Annotated in this window: 15 protein-coding genes, 1 pseudogene and 1 other annotated feature; of the genes and pseudogenes, 3 read left to right on the top strand and 13 right to left on the bottom strand. The window is 49.5% G+C overall.

The window, feature by feature from the left end; translation table 11 throughout:
- Positions 1–105: 105 nt before the first annotated feature.
- From thrC to yjjY, 6 genes and pseudogenes are all read right to left on the bottom strand, one after another.
- Positions 106–1,392 carry a threonine synthase gene (gene thrC / locus LVQ79_RS08595; protein WP_232864619.1) on the bottom strand — a complete coding sequence of 429 codons (1,287 nt, stop codon included), beginning with the start codon at positions 1,390–1,392 and terminating at the stop codon, positions 106–108.
- A 3-nt stretch (positions 1,393–1,395) separates the two neighbouring features.
- A complete protein-coding gene (thrB, locus tag LVQ79_RS08600; protein ID WP_064513827.1) occupies positions 1,396–2,325 on the bottom strand; it encodes a homoserine kinase in 930 nt (309 codons plus the stop codon).
- Between the two features lies 1 nt (position 2,326).
- On the bottom strand, positions 2,327–4,789 hold the full coding sequence (thrA, locus tag LVQ79_RS08605) for a bifunctional aspartate kinase/homoserine dehydrogenase I (RefSeq protein ID WP_232864620.1): 2,463 nt from the start codon (positions 4,787–4,789) through the stop codon (positions 2,327–2,329).
- Between the two features lie 26 nt (positions 4,790–4,815).
- Positions 4,816–4,933 (bottom strand) — a sequence feature (Thr leader region).
- The gene (gene thrL / locus LVQ79_RS08610) at positions 4,872–4,940 is read right to left on the bottom strand and encodes a thr operon leader peptide (RefSeq protein ID WP_072009468.1); all 69 of its coding nucleotides are present in this window, start codon (positions 4,938–4,940) and stop codon (positions 4,872–4,874) included. (Overlaps the previous feature by 62 nt.)
- Positions 4,941–5,097: 157 nt before the next feature.
- Entirely contained in the window at positions 5,098–5,826 is a 729-nt protein-coding gene (locus LVQ79_RS08615; protein ID WP_232864621.1) for a tRNA/rRNA methyltransferase, read from the bottom strand.
- A gap of 402 nt (positions 5,827–6,228) precedes the next feature.
- Positions 6,229–6,371, bottom strand: a pseudogene (gene yjjY / locus LVQ79_RS08620) (YjjY family protein).
- 96 nt (positions 6,372–6,467) lie between these two features.
- On the opposite strand from yjjY, the gene arcA reads away from it, so the two are divergent.
- Complete coding sequence (gene arcA, locus LVQ79_RS08625) at positions 6,468–7,184, top strand: two-component system response regulator ArcA (protein ID WP_034459438.1); 717 nt, start codon at positions 6,468–6,470, stop codon at positions 7,182–7,184.
- A 71-nt stretch (positions 7,185–7,255) separates the two neighbouring features.
- On the opposite strand, the gene creD is transcribed toward arcA, so the two are convergent.
- From creD to creA, 4 genes are all read right to left on the bottom strand, one after another.
- Entirely contained in the window at positions 7,256–8,614 is a 1,359-nt protein-coding gene (creD, locus tag LVQ79_RS08630; RefSeq protein WP_232864622.1) for a cell envelope integrity protein CreD, read from the bottom strand.
- 87 nt (positions 8,615–8,701) lie between these two features.
- Positions 8,702–10,129, bottom strand: coding sequence for a two-component system sensor histidine kinase CreC (gene creC / locus LVQ79_RS08635; RefSeq protein WP_232864623.1), 1,428 nt, complete (start codon positions 10,127–10,129; stop codon positions 8,702–8,704).
- Positions 10,129–10,824 (bottom strand): two-component system response regulator CreB, encoded by a 696-nt coding sequence (gene creB / locus LVQ79_RS08640; RefSeq protein ID WP_232864624.1) that lies wholly within the window; start codon positions 10,822–10,824, stop codon positions 10,129–10,131. The genes creC and creB overlap by 1 nt, the downstream gene beginning before the upstream one ends.
- 13 nt (positions 10,825–10,837) lie before the next feature.
- Positions 10,838–11,308 carry a protein CreA gene (creA, locus tag LVQ79_RS08645; RefSeq protein ID WP_232864625.1) on the bottom strand — a complete coding sequence of 157 codons (471 nt, stop codon included), beginning with the start codon at positions 11,306–11,308 and terminating at the stop codon, positions 10,838–10,840.
- Positions 11,309–11,516: 208 nt separating this feature from the next.
- Here creA and robA point away from each other — a divergent pair, with 208 nt between their 5' ends.
- Positions 11,517–12,386, top strand: a complete 870-nt coding sequence (gene robA / locus LVQ79_RS08650) for an MDR efflux pump AcrAB transcriptional activator RobA (RefSeq protein WP_034459448.1) — start codon at positions 11,517–11,519, stop codon at positions 12,384–12,386.
- On the opposite strand, the gene gpmB is transcribed toward robA, so the two are convergent.
- Positions 12,387–13,034 carry a 2,3-diphosphoglycerate-dependent phosphoglycerate mutase GpmB gene (gene gpmB / locus LVQ79_RS08655; RefSeq protein ID WP_232864626.1) on the bottom strand — a complete coding sequence of 216 codons (648 nt, stop codon included), beginning with the start codon at positions 13,032–13,034 and terminating at the stop codon, positions 12,387–12,389.
- A gap of 51 nt (positions 13,035–13,085) precedes the next feature.
- Here gpmB and yjjX point away from each other — a divergent pair, with 51 nt between their 5' ends.
- On the top strand, positions 13,086–13,601 hold the full coding sequence (yjjX, locus tag LVQ79_RS08660) for an inosine/xanthosine triphosphatase (protein ID WP_232864627.1): 516 nt from the start codon (positions 13,086–13,088) through the stop codon (positions 13,599–13,601).
- Here the strand turns inward: yjjX and trpR are convergent.
- Together trpR and sltY are read right to left on the bottom strand one after the other, a co-directional pair.
- Entirely contained in the window at positions 13,598–13,927 is a 330-nt protein-coding gene (gene trpR / locus LVQ79_RS08665) for a trp operon repressor (protein ID WP_034459454.1), read from the bottom strand. The genes yjjX and trpR overlap by 4 nt on opposite strands.
- Before the next feature lie 62 nt (positions 13,928–13,989).
- A complete protein-coding gene (gene sltY / locus LVQ79_RS08670) occupies positions 13,990–15,924 on the bottom strand; it encodes a murein transglycosylase (protein WP_232864628.1) in 1,935 nt (644 codons plus the stop codon).
- Positions 15,925–16,062 lie beyond the last annotated feature (138 nt).

The following is a 16,062-nucleotide window of genomic DNA, read 5'->3' on the forward strand; positions in this document are numbered from 1 at the left end:
GCTCGCGATTAAGCGAACGGCATTACTTTATGGTTTCCCGGGTCGGATTAGCGCGGCGACAGCCGACAAACCTATGCATCTATCGTTGTCAGCAATCCGAAAAACTTACGCTTTGGCCATCATCAATTTACGCAGCTCGGCAAAATCTGCTGGCAGATTATGGGAGAGCAGCGGTAAGTCAGCACGCTCAGCAAGTTCTGCAGGCAGTGGCAGAGTTTCGCCCAGGATCTCTTCTACGCTTTCTTTGAATTTCGCTGGGTGTGCAGTCCCGAGGAACAGACCATATTCTCCCGGCTGGAGTTGGTCGCGCAGTGCACGGTAAGCGATAGCAGCGTGTGGTTCAGAAACATAGCCCACAGCTTTCAGCTCTTGCATGGTGGCTTTGGTGGTCTCGTCAGTCACGGTCGCATAGCCCAGATCGGTCAAACGCCAGGTTTTACGGCGGAACAACTCCTCCACGCGCGGCCAGTTGTTTGGCTGGCTGACATCCATGGCGTTAGAAAGCGTCGCCACAGTCGTTTTCGGGGTCCATTCGCCGTTAGCTAAGAAGCGTGGAACGGTATCGTTCGCGTTGGTCGCCGCAATAAAGCGCTTGATTGGCAGGCCAAGTGATTTTGCCAGCAGGCCCGCAGTCAAATCACCAAAGTTGCCGCTTGGCACGGAAACCACCAACTGGTTGCGCGCTTCCTGAGGCAGTTGAGCAACCGCTTCAAAGTAGTAGCAAATCTGCGCCAACAAACGGCTGATGTTGATGGAGTTGGCAGAGTTTAACCCCAGCGCCACTTTCAGCTCTTCATCATCAAATGCTTGTTTCACCAGTGCCTGGCAGGCATCGAAATCACCGTCAATCGCGACAGTTTCAATATTGCCGCCCAGCGTACAGAACAGTTTTTCCTGCAATGGGCTGATTTTGCCGCGCGGATACAGAATCACGACGCGCACGTTTTTCAGGCCATAAAATGCATGCGCAACCGCAGCACCAGTATCACCAGACGTTGCAGTCAGAATCGTAACCGGTTTGTCACCGCTGATATGCGTCAGCATCTGCGCCATAAAACGGCCGCCAAAATCTTTAAATGCCAGCGTCGGGCCATGGAACAGCTCAAGACAGCCGATGTCCGGCTCAACGCTTTTAACTGGTGCAGGGAAAGCGAAGGCCGCACGCACGCGCTCTTCGAGGACTTCCTGCGGAATTTCATCACCGAGGAAAGCAGACAAAACTTTGCTGCTGCGGGAGACGAAATCCATCTTCAACATTTCGTCTATTTCTGTCAGTTCAAATTCCGGCAAATCATGTGGAAAAAACAGCCCCTGCTGTTTACCCAACCCCTGCACAATCGCCTGGGCAAAATTGACCTGCTCGTTATGATCTTTAAGGTTATACAGTTTCATGCGTTATCCCAGAACTCGTGCGCCCGCCGTATCCAGACGGCAAATATGTACAAAACCTTCCTGGTTCTGCAAATAGTGTTGGCTGAGCCAGTCAGCCACGCGTTGTGCGGTATCAGTGTTATCGCACAGTGCAAATAGAGTTGGGCCAGAGCCCGAAATACCACTCGCCAGCGCACCAATATCTGCAGCAGCCTGGCGCGCCTCATTAAAGCGCGGTAGCAATTTAGCGCGATACGGCTCAGCAATCACATCACGCATCAGTTTTGCCGCAAGCTGTGGCTGGCGCGTGTGGCATGCGTGAATAAAGCCCGCCAGATGGCGACCGTGGCTAATACAATCCTGGCGGCGATAAAGCGCCGGCAGGATGGCCCGTGCTTCTGCGGTAGAGACTTTAATCCCAGGATACGCAAGCACCCAAAGCCATTCATCAAAACCCGGTACAGACTGGCTGATGATGCCATTTTCTTCAATCATCAGCTGCATGCCACCGAGGAAACACGGAGCTACGTTATCATAATGAACGCTGCCTGAAATGCGCCCTTCCAGCTCGCCCATCAAGCTCAGTAAACGCGTGTCGCTCAATGGTTTGCCACAGTATTCGTTCATCGCCATCAGGCCTGCGACCACTGAACAAGCGCTGGAACCGAGGCCGGAACCAATCGGCATGCTCTTTTCCAGAGTCATTTTCACGGGAATATTTTTGCCGATCTCCTGGCAGAAACGCTCCCAGCATTGATAAACGATGTTTTCGCGCGGCTCGTCTGGCAATTTGCTGGCGAAGCGCCCGATGTTGTTCAAACTAAAAGTGTCTGCCGCTTCGACAGTCACGTAATCCCCAAGCAGCGAGCCATCTATCGGCGATACGGCTGCGCCCAGAACATCAAACCCGACGCTCATATTGGCACTGGAAGCCGGGGCGTATACTTTAACCATCTTAAACTCCTAACTTCCATGACAAAGTGCGCAATAAGTCGGCGAAAACACCGGCAGCAGTCACATCATTCCCTGCTCCGTAACCACGCAGGACTAACGGCAAAGGCTGGTAATAATGGCTGTAGAAGGCCAACGCATTTTCTCCATTTTTAACTTTATACAATGGGTCGTTGCCATCCACCGCATCAATTTTAACTTTACAGCTACCATCTTCTTCAATCACGCCGACATAACGCAACACTTTTCCTTCATCACGGGCTTTTGCAACTCGCGCAGAGAACTCATCATCCAACTGCGGCAAGCGCGCCATGAACGACTCGACATCACCTGTAGAATCAAAGGATTCCGGTAATACTGGCTCAATGATGATATCCGAAAGCTCAAAATTACTGCCGGTTTCACGCGCCAGAATTAACAGCTTACGCGCCACATCCATACCAGAAAGATCATCACGCGGATCGGGTTCGGTATAACCCATCTCACGGGCAACTTTGGTTGCTTCTGAAAGGCTCATACCCTCGTCCAGCTTGCCAAAAATAAACGACAGAGAACCCGAAAGAACGCCAGAGAAACGTTGTAACTCGTCACCTGCATTAAGCAAATTTTGCAGGTTTTCGATAACCGGCAGACCGGCCCCTACGTTGGTATCGTAAAGGAATTTACGGCGTGATTTTGCCGCCGCGTTACGCATCTGGTGGTAGTAGTTCATGGTCGAGGTGTTCGCCTTCTTATTCGGCGTCACCACGTGGAAACCTTCACCAAGGAAATCTGCATACTGGTCGGCAACCGCCTGGCTGGAAGTACAGTCAACAATCACCGGGTTCAGCAAGTGATACTCTTTTACCAGACGAATCAGACGCCCAAGGTTGAACGGCTCTTTCGCCTGGGCCAGCTCTTCCTGCCAGTTATCCAGATTCAGGCCGTGAATATTGGTCAGCAGAGCTTTCGAGTTCGCAATTCCACATACACGCAGATCGATATGCTTTTGCTTCAACCAGGCCTGCTGACGTTTCACCTGCTCAACTAATGCAGCACCCACTCCGCCCACGCCAATCAGGAACACTTCGATAACCTGGTCGGTATTGAATAGCATCTGGTGAGTCACGCGCACGCCGGTAACCGCATCGTCGTTACTGACCACGACCGAGATAGAACGCTCGGATGAGCCCTGCGCGATAGCGACGATATTGATGTTGGCGCGGGCAAGGGCTGCGAAGAACTTAGCGGAAATACCGCGCAGAGTACGCATACCGTCCCCAACGACAGAGATAATGGCCAGATGCTCCATGATCGCCAGTGGTTCAAGCAGACCCTCTTTGAGTTCGAGATAGAACTCATCATCCATCGCACGACGCGCACGTACACAATCCGCCTGCGGCACACAGAAGCTGATGCTGTATTCAGAGGATGACTGAGTAATCAACACCACCGAAATTCCAGCGCGGGACATAGCAGCAAAGACGCGTGCCGCCATACCAACCATCCCTTTCATTCCTGGGCCTGAAACGTTAAACATCGCCATATTATTCAGGTTAGTGATGCCTTTAACCGGCAGATCATCTTCATCACTTTCTGCACCAATTAAAGTGCCAGGCGCTTGCGGGTTACCCGTGTTTTTAATCAGGCAAGGGATTTGGAATTGAGCAATCGGGGAAATAGTACGTGGATGAAGAACTTTGGCGCCGAAGTAAGAAAGCTCCATGGCCTCCTGATACGACATCGATTTTAGAAGCCTTGCATCCGGTACCTGACGTGGGTCGCAAGTATAAACGCCATCAACATCAGTCCAAATTTCACAACAGTCCGCGCGTAAACAGGCAGCCAGCACGGCCGCTGAATAGTCAGATCCATTACGACCCAGAACGACTAACTCGCCTTTTTCGTTCCCGGCAGTAAAGCCCGCCATCAGGATCATATGGTCAGCCGGAATACGGCTGGCAGCAATGCGACGAGTTGACTCAGTAATATCTACAGTGGATTCAAGGTAATGCCCGACAGCGAGAAGTTTCTCTACCGGATTGATAACCGTCACATTGTGACCGCGAGCTTTAAGCAATTCAGCCATGATAGCGATAGAGAGCTTTTCGCCACGGCAGATGATAGCGGCGTTGATGCTGTCCGGGCATTGCCCCAACAGGCTAATACCGTGCAGAACATGCTTTAGCTGCGCAAACTCCTTCTCAACAAATCCCTTGAGCTGCACGACAGGGAAACCCGGCTGTGCATCTGCGAGACCATTCAGAAGTTCGCTGAAAATGCGTTCTGCATCGCTGATATTCGGTAAGGCATCCTGGCCGCCAATTGTTTTTTCAATCATGGCAACGAGGTGATTGGTAATTTTCGCCGGGGCAGACAGCACGGTCGCAACCTGCCCCTGTTTGGCATTGCTTTCCAGGATATCGGCAACACGCAGAAAACGCTCCGCATTTGCCACTGAAGTACCACCGAATTTCAACACTCGCATTTATTATTACCCTTGAGTTTTTAGTCCAAAAAAAAGCCCGCACTGTTTAGGTGCGGGCTTTTTTCGTTTTTCCTGGTATGCGTCAGCCCGCACCGTTACCTGTGGTAATGGTGGTTGTAATAATTGTTGTCATTGGGCTGATGCGAATCATGGATGTTGTGTGCTCGTAATATGATTTACCTATATTGACTAAAGTATCCGGCAATCTAAGTCAATTTATTTTTAATTTTACCACTGTTAGTGACACAGCTTCTGAACGCTGAAAAAGCAGCAAAAACCGCGCTTATTACGCTGAAAAAACGGGGAAATCACACCCCATCCTCACTGCTTTTAAAGCGGTTTCCAGCATTATGCTCTGGCAGTTTTTTTTCGATATCATGCAGCAAACGGTGCAACATTGCCGTATCTCGCTGCGCTAACAAGCCAAGACGCTGCTGTAACCAATCAACCATTTTTTGGTCGCTGCTCGCCTCAACACGCTCAAGCAAGGAAGTGATACGAGAACGTAATGCGCTTAGCTGTTTGGCATCCACCACATCATGTTCTGGCGCAGGGAGCTGCATAAGTGCTGAGAGCTGATAACAATAGACCATTACAGCCTGGCCAAGGTTAAGCGACGGATAATCCGCAACCATCGGTACGCCGGTCAGAACATCTGCCAGTTCGAGTTCTTCATTGGTTAGCCCCGAATCTTCACGACCAAACACCAGTGCCACAGTCCCTACCCAGGTACGCTTTTCTTCAAGTAATGGAACCAATTGTTGCGGTGTGGCGTAGTAATGAAATTTAGCGCGGCTGCGCGCAGTGGTTGCAATCGTAAAATCGACATCATGCAAGGCTTCCGCCAGCGTATTAAAATGCTGTGCATTATCCAGCACATCACCAGAACCATGCGCGACCCAGCGTGCTTCTGGTTGTCGATCGGCTTCGCTATCAACCACACGCAAATCAGCAAATCCCATGGTCTTCATCGCTCTAGCTGCTGCACCCACATTTTCAGCTCTGGCTGGTGCGACCAAAATAATTATAAAACGCATTAAAACTCTCTTTAAAAAAGTGCCCGTTATTGGACATTCACAAATTTCAAATGATAATACGCATCAAAAATTTACATTAAAGTAACATTCGTATATAAAATGCATGTAATACGAATCATAAGCACCTTGAATACATATTGGTGGTTTGACCAGCAAGCAAAGATGCAGTAAAAAGCATTATCTCATTGTTTTAAATAACAAAAAAACCATATTAACACCATCATCAATCTGATTTATGTTCTTTACTAATCAATTCATGTAACTATATATATTATTAAAATATTGTGATGAAATGTGGCAAAACGCTACGATGATTTCATCAAACTGTTAACGTGCTACAATTGAATTTGATATATGTCAACGAAGCGTAGTTTTATCAGATGTCTAAAGCGGTCCTGCCTGTTATGTTGCTGTTAAAATGGTATAGGATAACAACCGTTTTTGACACCGTCGGGTCCAGAGGGAAAAGTGCCCACGACCAAGCTAATGATGTTGTTGACGTTGATGGAAAGTGCATCAAGAACGCAATTACGTACTTTAGTCATGTTACGCCCAGCATGTTAATTTTTGGCATGTATTAGGCAGGTCAGGGACTTTTGTACTTCCTGTTTTGATTTAGTTGGCAATTTTAGGTAGCAAACATGCAGACCCCGCATATTCTTATCGTCGAAGACGAATTAGTAACACGCAACACGTTAAAGAGCATTTTTGAAGCTGAAGGTTATGATGTTTTTGAAGCGACTGATGGCGCTGAAATGCATCAAATCCTTTCCGATAATGACATCAACCTGGTCATTATGGATATCAATTTGCCAGGCAAAAATGGCCTGCTGCTGGCGCGTGAATTGCGTGAGCAAGCCAATGTGGCATTGATGTTCCTGACGGGTCGCGACAACGAAGTCGATAAAATTCTTGGCCTTGAAATCGGCGCAGATGATTACATCACTAAGCCATTCAATCCACGTGAATTGACTATTCGTGCGCGCAACCTGTTGTCTCGTACTATGAACCTGGGTGCAATCAGCGAAGAACGTCGTTCCGTTGAAAGCTACAAGTTCAATGGATGGGAATTGGATATCAACAGCCGTTCATTGGTCAGTCCAAATGGTGAGCAGTACAAGTTGCCGCGTAGCGAATTCCGCGCCATGCTGCACTTCTGTGAAAACCCAGGGAAAATTCAGTCCCGTGCTGAATTGCTGAAGAAGATGACAGGTCGTGAGCTGAAGCCGCACGATCGTACCGTTGACGTCACAATTCGTCGTATTCGTAAGCATTTCGAATCGACCCCAGACACACCTGAAATCATCGCTACGATTCACGGCGAAGGTTATCGCTTCTGCGGCGATTTACAGGAATAAACCTGTAATCAAACATGAATGTGAAAGGGCGGATTTTTAATCCGCCCTTTTCTTTTGTCTCGATTATCTATCTATTTCCACAAGCGGAACCGCTCCGGATCTTTCTGCATCTCGCCATTTTCTGGCACCTGTACTTTTCTTCTCATTCCGTACCAGTCGATATTTCGTGTCAGTAACATAATGGCTGAGAGTGCTGCAAAAAGGACCCCAGTTCCGAGCAGCAGAGCACTGTCTTCAGACTGCAATAGCTGCCAGAGCACCGCATCCAGCATCAATAATCCCAGAGTGAACATTGCACTCGCTTTCCCGCTATTGAGTACAGCCTTAAGGTAAAAACCGTTAATTCCGGCACAAACCAGGCTCGCCAGCAGCCATGCTCCGTTAAATCCAATGTGCTCCGATACGGCCAGTAGAACGAGATAGAACATCACGAGCGATAGCCCAACCAGCAAATACTGCATCGGGTGAACACGCAGTCCGGTCAGTGTCTCCAGCAAGAAGAAGCTCATAAATGTTAGACCAATCAGAAGGATGGCATATTTTACTGCGCGGTCAGTCAGTTGATACTGGTCGACCGGGTTCGCTACCGTGACGCTAAAAGCTGGCAGACGGTCGACGTCAACCCGCTGACCATCATAGAAATTGGTATTCAGATTGTTAGCAAACCAGGTGCTTTGCCAGCTGGCGCTAAATCCACTATCAGTGACAGTCCGCTGCTGTGGTAAAAAATCGCCCATAAATCCAGGATGCGGCCAGTTGCTGGTTAAGTTGAACTGACTATTACGCCCAACAGGCACGACGGCAAGCTGTTTAGTTCCCATCAAATCCAGGTTAAAACGCAGCGTGAGTTTCTCATCCTGAAGAAGTTTTACAGGGAGAATAGCATGTAGCCCCTGCCCCACTCCTGGCAGGTTGCTACCGGGTTCAATCGGATAAGACTCACCGTTGATATCAAGCTCACCCACTTTACCAATCCCGCGTGAGTCGCCGACTGCCAGCACCACGTATGGCGTACCAATAAGAGTATCGGGACCTACCTCGTTTGAGAGCAATTGGCGATTAAACGTGGCATCAAACGTGATAGCTGTGCGCCAGATTTGCCCCTCATAAATACCGATATGGCGCGGTTCAACGGTTTGCTTCCCCACAATACTCAAGTTCTCTGGCAGGTAGTAACGAATGAACCGGCGCTCTTTCTTAATCTCTTTATTGTCTTCCATAACGGTCGTCAGCTCCGTTATGGGGATGGCGATCAGTGGACCAGTAATGGTTTGCGGCCCACTGGCACTTTGGCGCAGTGACTGTTCAACATCATCCCGATAACTGCTGCGTTCATTAACTAACGAACTCAACATATTTAAGGGAATCAACAACACCACCATACATCCCAACAAGGTCATGACTTTCCAGAACAACGCAGATTTAAACATAATCCCCTCCATTTTTGATGGGCAGAGGATAGCGAGCGTTTGTGGGGGCTAAATGAAGTTATGTGAAGGGACGGTGAAGTGCGGGAGTTATTTTTCAGGCAGTGCCAATCGAACTTGCACACCACCTTCAGGACGATTCTCAAGAGTTATGGTTCCACGATGCAAACGTGCGACTTCATGAACAAATGCCAGCCCTAAGCCACTGCTTTTTTGCCCGTTGCTGCGCGGCAATGAGTAAAAACGTTCGAATACGCGTTCTTTTGCATAATCAGGTATCCCGCTTCCTGTATCAGAAACCAAAATAGTGATCTGTCCAATATGTTGTTCAATACTTAAAACCACCTCCCCAGCGGGCGGAGTAAAATCGAGCGCATTATCCAGCAAATTCCCAACAGCTTGCTCAAGCAAAGCCGGATCACCTTCCACGGTAAGATCTTCGGGAACATTTTTATCGATTCTTAACAAGATTTTTTTACTGCGGGCGAGCACTTCGCGGCTATCACATAGCGAGGAAAATAGCGCTGCCAGACCTATCGGTTGAGCCATAATATCAACCCGGCTTTCCAGTTTTGCCTGGCGTAATAGATTATCGACCAGCTGTTGCATGCGCAGATTTTGCTGAAGAATGTTCGCAGAGAACTTCTCGACAATTTCTGGCGGCGGGCCTTCACGTAAAATTTCTGCCGCACCACGAATCGCCGCCATCGGGCTTTTCAACTCATGAGTCAGGGCATGAACGTACTGCTCTATATACGTTTTCCCTTCGAGTTTCAGCCGCATACTTTCCAGCGCCAACGCCAACTTACGCAATTCGCTACTGCCAGGTTTAGGTAGCGGTAAAGGGTGCTCGGTGGTGACCGAGTCTGCATAGCGAACCAGCTTTCCGATGGCCCTGTTAATCCACAACACAAACCCAAAACCAATCAGCAAAGCAATGCCCAGTAATGCCACGCCCGCCCACAGAATACGCCGCTCACTGCGGCGTATAACCGGGTCCATAGCGCTGTTTGGCTTACCAACACTCAACACACCAATGATGTTTTGCCCGTCACGCACGGGTGCGGCCACATACATCACGGTACTTTCGGGGTTGTTAGCGTTTACCGGTGTGCTGCGTGCACCGTATTTACCCTGTAACGTCAGCCAGACATCGTTCCAGCGCGAGTAATCTTCACCTGTTGCATTGCCACTGGAATCAAATAAAACGATCCCTTTCGTATCAGTTAGATAAACACGGTATTCATTTTTGGATTTGGTAATGCCACTGATATTGGCCTTGAAGGAGTGTTGATTAAGCCGGGAGAATGCCTGCGCGAGCTGGCCGTTTTGTGCATTTCCCGCCAGCATATCGGCTTTAGCAAATTCGGCCAGTAACGTAGCGGTATCAATTAACGTGCCTTCCGTTGCGCGCCGAACGCCAGGCTTCACCTCCTGTAAAAAGATCGACAGTACAAACCAGGCCGCAATCGCCACAATCAAAAAATAGCCCAGCAGCAGGCGCATCCCGATACGCATTAATTCACACCAAGACTGTAGCCTAAGCCACGATGCGTGTTGATCGGTGAAAGATCGGGGTTGATCGCCCGCAGTTTGGCACGCAGCGTTTTAATATGCGTGTCGACCGTGCGATCAAAACTTTCTTCGGCAGTACTCCACACCAGATCCATCAATTGTTGGCGGGAAAATACTCGACCAGGCCACTGTAAAAAAGTCTTTAATAACAAGTATTCATAGCGAGTCAGCTGCAACGACTGCTGGCACCAGGAGATCTGCGCGGCCATTTCATTGAACTCGAAAAGGCCAATCCGCTGGGTGCTCCCGGCTAAAGCCTGCCGTTGTTTTTGCAGGCGACGCAGCACCGTTCGAACCCTCGCGCAAACTTCACGTGGGGAAAACGGTTTGGCGATGTAATCATCAGCGCCAATCTCAAGGCCAATCAGCCTGTCAACTTCTTCACTGCGCGCGGTAAGAAACAGCAGCGGAAGATCCGGGTAATCAGCCAGCAGGCGGCGACATAATTCAAAGCCGTTAATATCAGGCAGGCCAACATCCAGAATAGCCAGATCCGGGCGTTCTTCATGTGCAGCTTTCAGCACAGGCAAACCGCGATCGAAGGCACGCACCGAAAACCCCTCTTGCTGTAACGTGTAGATCAACGTATCAGCAATACTGGTTTCATCTTCAACTAACCAGATAGTGGCCTGGTTCATCGCATGCTCCCTGTTACTTCCACGGCATAATTGGCACCGCACTCAGCGCATTTTTTGGTGAGCCTTCAACCACTTTGTCGGAATACGCCAGATAGGCCAGAGTGTTACGTTTAGCATCATAGAAACGCACGACTTGCAGTTTCTTGAACACCAATGATGTCCGTTTCTGGAACACAACATCACCCTGAGTTTTGCCAGCTTTTATTTTTTCGCTTAGCTCTACTGGCCCAACTTGCTGGCAAGAAATCGCCGCATCTGAAGTATCTTCTGCTAGCCCTAGCCCACCTTTAATGCCACCCGTTTTTGCACGGCTAATATAGCAAGTGACGTTTTTAACATCCGGATCGTCAAATGCCTCAACAACAATTTTATGGTCAGGGCCAAACACCTTGAAAACGGTATCGACTGAGCCGATCACTTCCGCCCGAACACCCAGTGAAATAAACAGCAATGAACTCAGCGCGACTAAAACTTTATATTTCATATTGTTACCATTAGTTAATGATTGCCTTAAGCGACTATTCACACCCTGGACTAAAAAACCGTTAAATATCACGTTATTAATAAAATTGTTCGAATGAGTAACTGATTTTGGCACGTCTTGTTAAAAAAAACTCTGAATGTCATGACAACAAAAAGTGCTATCATCGCCCAAATTGACGGCACTCACCGTGTCAGGATGAGGATATTATATGGATCAGACAGGGATCATTCGCGATCTATTAACTTGGCTGGAAGGCCACCTGGATCAGTCACTGTCTCTGGATAATGTGGCGGCAAAAGCAGGTTATTCCAAGTGGCATCTACAACGGATGTTCAAAGATGTTACGGGTCATGCCATCGGTGCATACATCCGCGCACGTCGTTTATCAAAGTCAGCAGTGGCGTTGCGTCTAACCGCTCGACCTATCCTTGATATTGCTTTGCAGTATCGCTTTGATTCTCAGCAGACATTCACTCGCGCCTTCAAAAAGCAGTTTGCCCAAACACCGGCACTCTATCGTCGCTCACCTGACTGGAGCGCATTCGGTATGCGTCCACCGTTGCGTTTAGATGAGTTTACTCTTCCTCAAGCGCAATTTGTCACTCTGCCAAAAACCCATTTGGTGGGGGTCACGCAAAGTTACAGCTGTACGCTCGAGCAAATCTCTGATTTCCGTAATGAAATGCGTATCCAGTTCTGGACGCAATTCCTCGGGAATTCTCCGACACTGCCGCGCGTATTGTACGGTTTGCATGAGCCGCGCCCAAGCATCGAGAAAGACGACGAGCAAGAAGTCTTCTATACCACTGCGTTAACACCTGAAATGGCGAATGGGTTCTTACCCGACTCTCATCCGGTCAGCCTTGAAGGTGGGGATTACGTACAGTTCGACTACGAAGGGCCGGGCACGGGTTTGCAGGAGTTTATCCTGACCATTTACGGAACCTGCATGCCGTCCCTGAATCTGACTCGTCGCAAAGGCCAGGATATTGAACGCTTCTTCCCGCAAGAAGAAGCGCGTGTTCATGACCGTCCAATGCAGATCAGATGTGAGTATCTGATTCCTGTACGTCGCTAATTAACGCTGAAGTTCATCCAACGCAGGGGCATCTAAATGCGAGATATCCCCTGCTGTTTCAACCACCCAGCCGGAAGCCAACCACGGGCTTTGCTGGTGATCCACACGGGAAATTGAACAGTTTCTTAAACGTAAGCGACGTTCAGCCCAGGCCGGTAATCCCAGAATCGTACTCACCAGGCAGCCTAACGCCATACCGTGGCTCACCAGCAATGGGCGACTGCCAGCAGGTAAATTCAGGCAAGCATTTAAAGCCGCATGCATACGCTCACTCATCTCGAGCATGCTTTCCCCTTCGGGAATACGCCCATCAGCGGTGCCATTAACTAACTGACGACGCCAGCTCTCTTCTTCTTCGCTTAGCGTGTCCAGATTACGGCGTTCTAGCACGCCCATATCCAGCTCACGTAAACGCGCATCCAGCGTGACATCCACACCACATGCATGCGCGATTATCTCAGCGGTGCGGCGCGTACGCCCCAGATCGCTGGCAATCACATGCGTAATGCCTAACGTTTTAACTCGCTCGGCCACCTGCTCGGCCTGGCGTTCTCCTTTTTCAGTCAGCGCACTGTCTGACTGGCCCTGAATGCGGCGCTGCGCATTCCACTGCGTTTCGCCGTGGCGAACAAGGTATACCTGTAACATGCGTTTTTTCCGTTATACTGCGGCAACAATTTCTTGAGAGTTTCACTGATTATGTACCATGTCGTCTGCGCAACAACTAATCCAGCCAAAATTCAGGCAATTCACCAGGCATTCGACGATATCTATGGGGAGGGATGCTGCCATATTGAACCCGTCGCCGTCGATAGTGGTGTGCCTGAACAGCCATTTGGAAACCATGAAACGCGAACTGGCGCACGATGCCGAATTATGAACGCCCGTCAGGTGCGCCCGGAAGCTGATTTTTGGGTGGCGGTTGAGGCGGGAATTGATGATGACAGTACATTCAGTTGGGTTGTGATTGAAAACCAAAATAAGCGTGGTGAAGCCCGTTCAGCAACGCTCCCACTTCCTGCCATCATTCTTGAAAAAGTACGTGCAGGCGAAGCATTAGGGCCTGTGATGTCCGCCTATACTGGTATCGATAAAATTGGTAATAAAGAAGGCGCGATTGGCGTGTTTACCGCCGGGAAATTAACTCGCAGTAGCGTTTACCACCAGGCGGTTATTCTGGCGTTGAGCCCATTTCATAACGACGTTTATCGTTAATCTTTAGCACTCAATAATTCCTGCTCCAGCCACGCACGCAGCGCTGGTGGGGCAGATTTCAAGCTATTTGAGCCACGGGTAATAGTCGCAATCCCCGCACCCAGTTCATTTTTAAGCTCACGCTGGCTCATTTCGCCGCGCAGTAACTCTTCGACAATTCTGACACGAGTCCCAAGGGCTGTGCGTTCATCTGGTGTCAGTAACAACATCAACAACGGCATATGCAGTTGCTTATCAAACGATTGCTGTAGCAACTCCACAAAGCGGAGCCACTCTTGATTGCTTTGTTCGGCGTGTTCTGCCGAGTATTGAGAGTGCTGAGTCATGTTATGCCACCCTACTTCATACTAATTAACTAGTACGATAGCATAACATGGACACCCCAAAATCAATAACGGCGTTGCCACTCAGTGTCCGTCAGCAACGGTGCGGATTTACCCATGAAGTATTGATAATACGCATCATAAGCCAGCACGTTTTTCACATATCCGCGCGTTTCTGAGAAGGGAATACTCTCAACAAACGCAACTGCATCGATGCGCCCGGCACTGTTACCAAGCCAGGTTCTGACTCGGCCCGGCCCCGCGTTATAAGCAGCTGACGAGAAGATCCTATTGTTCTCGAATTGCTGATAGACGGACTGCAAATACGTCGTACCAATATTGATATTGGTTTCAGGGTCGAGTAACTGAGAGGGGCTGCTGTAACCTGGAATGTTGAACACTTTCACAGTATGCGCAGCCGTAGCCGGCATAACTTGCATCAAGCCGCTGGCTCCAACAGGTGATTTCACTTTCGGGTTCCAGGCACTTTCCTGACGCGCAATCGCCATTGCATAGCTTTGCGAGATATCTTTATCGCTGACATAACGAGAGAAAACATCCTTATACGCCAGAGGGAAACGCTCTTCGAGATGATCCCAAAGCTTCCCGGCGATCGTTGCCTGCACGCTAAGATCCCACCAGTTTTGATCAAACGCATAACGCGCCAATCCTTCCTGCTCTGGTTTGCTGCGGCTGGTGATTAAATTCGCCCATTCGCTGCGCGCAGTGTTATCCATCTGCCAGTACATTAACTCGCGAACTCGCGCCATTTCTGGTCCCTGGACCAGCGCTGGATTGACCGGTACCGCTTTGTCTACCCGCAATGGGTATTCTTCCCCTAAACGCTGGGCTGCCACCATTGGGTAAAATCCGCGTTGCTGCATCAAAGAATGTAGGATCTCTTTGGCTTCCACATCACGGCCACGTTCCAACAATAGATCTGCCTGCCAGTAACGCCACTCATCTTTCTCTTTGGCTTCCATCGGTAAACGCGCAAGCCAGGTATTCAGACCAGTACGATCGCCCGTTCCCAGCGCCATACGTACACGTCTTTCAACTAGCGTCGTTGATTCTGAACGCATAATGGCATCATCACGCCACGCAGCCTGTTCGGCCGTAACATCATTGCCCATCAAGCGCCAGGCGACGGTATCTCGGAGCTCCTGAGCCTGAGAGTCATTAAGTTGCTGCGCTTGCACCAGTGACGGGATCATCATGCGCGCATTTTCTACGTCATCCCGGGCCACACGGGTAAAAGCTATTGCCGCAGCCTGACGCGTAAAGTCTGTTGCACCCACAGTTTGGGCAAATGTCAGCACCGAATTGGGGTTATTTTGCAGATTTATTAGCGCGCTGGAGATGGTTTGGTAATCCGCAGGCATTTGGCTTGCGAGGCTATTGACCAACGAAGTATTGCCCTCTTTCATCGCCAGGCGAATACGCTCCAGATAGGCCAACGGATCTTGAGTCCCTGAAGAGCGCCACGCCGAGAATAAACGGTCACAGCTTGACGGCAGATTCTTCCCCGTCAGCCACAAATCTTTGGCTCCCACCCATGCGGCATCCGCCTGGCCGGTATTCCATTTTGCGTAGTAATAATTACATTTAGATTCGGTCGTACCCGGCTGCTCAGGGCTAAATGCCAGCAAGCCACGCCAGTCTTCACGACGGGCGAGTTCATTCACAAAGCGTGACTTCAGGGAGCGAGCTGGCGGCAGCGTTGGATTTGCCTCAATAAAGCGACTAACGACAAGCGTTGGCTCATTCATTAAGTCGTCTGTAATCTGGCGATATTCTAGATAAGGATAGAGAGGATAATCCTGCAACGTGGGCATCATTCGCTGCACCACATCCATTTGCTTGCTATCCCACGCTTGTTTGATTTGTGCGTATCGGCTGCGTTGCTCATCGAGCGAGTCCGCACGAACTGCATGAGTTAATGCCGCAAGGCTTACAATTGCCACCAGCAATTGTCCCGCGACTTGTTTGGCTTTCCCCACAAGTTCTCCTCACATATTTACAGGCAGCATCATGCCGCCATTGGTTACTTCATGCTAACTCTGCTATTGCTGTTTCGCCACGCCAGAGCACGTTATTTTGGGTATAACACTGTCCAGAGTGTTTCGGGTAACACATCC

This window comes from Buttiauxella cochleicola (assembly GCF_021282405.1).
Lineage (GTDB): Bacteria > Pseudomonadota > Gammaproteobacteria > Enterobacterales > Enterobacteriaceae > Buttiauxella > Buttiauxella massiliensis.

What these genes read in the sequence shown, in the direction of transcription:
- thrC (WP_232864619.1), bottom strand. Translation starts at nt 1,392, where the DNA reads ATGAAACTGTATAACCTTAAAGATCATAACGAGCAGGTCAATTTTGCC.
- thrB (WP_064513827.1), bottom strand. Translation starts at nt 2,325, where the DNA reads ATGGTTAAAGTATACGCCCCGGCTTCCAGTGCCAATATGAGCGTCGGG.
- thrA (WP_232864620.1), bottom strand. Translation starts at nt 4,789, where the DNA reads ATGCGAGTGTTGAAATTCGGTGGTACTTCAGTGGCAAATGCGGAGCGT.
- LVQ79_RS08615 (WP_232864621.1), bottom strand. Translation starts at nt 5,826, where the DNA reads ATGCGTTTTATAATTATTTTGGTCGCACCAGCCAGAGCTGAAAATGTG.
- arcA (WP_034459438.1), top strand. Translation starts at nt 6,468, where the DNA reads ATGCAGACCCCGCATATTCTTATCGTCGAAGACGAATTAGTAACACGC.
- creD (WP_232864622.1), bottom strand. Translation starts at nt 8,614, where the DNA reads ATGTTTAAATCTGCGTTGTTCTGGAAAGTCATGACCTTGTTGGGATGT.
- creC (WP_232864623.1), bottom strand. Translation starts at nt 10,129, where the DNA reads ATGCGTATCGGGATGCGCCTGCTGCTGGGCTATTTTTTGATTGTGGCG.
- creB (WP_232864624.1), bottom strand. Translation starts at nt 10,824, where the DNA reads ATGAACCAGGCCACTATCTGGTTAGTTGAAGATGAAACCAGTATTGCT.
- creA (WP_232864625.1), bottom strand. Translation starts at nt 11,308, where the DNA reads ATGAAATATAAAGTTTTAGTCGCGCTGAGTTCATTGCTGTTTATTTCA.
- robA (WP_034459448.1), top strand. Translation starts at nt 11,517, where the DNA reads ATGGATCAGACAGGGATCATTCGCGATCTATTAACTTGGCTGGAAGGC.
- gpmB (WP_232864626.1), bottom strand. Translation starts at nt 13,034, where the DNA reads ATGTTACAGGTATACCTTGTTCGCCACGGCGAAACGCAGTGGAATGCG.
- yjjX (WP_232864627.1), top strand. Translation starts at nt 13,086, where the DNA reads ATGTACCATGTCGTCTGCGCAACAACTAATCCAGCCAAAATTCAGGCA.
- trpR (WP_034459454.1), bottom strand. Translation starts at nt 13,927, where the DNA reads ATGACTCAGCACTCTCAATACTCGGCAGAACACGCCGAACAAAGCAAT.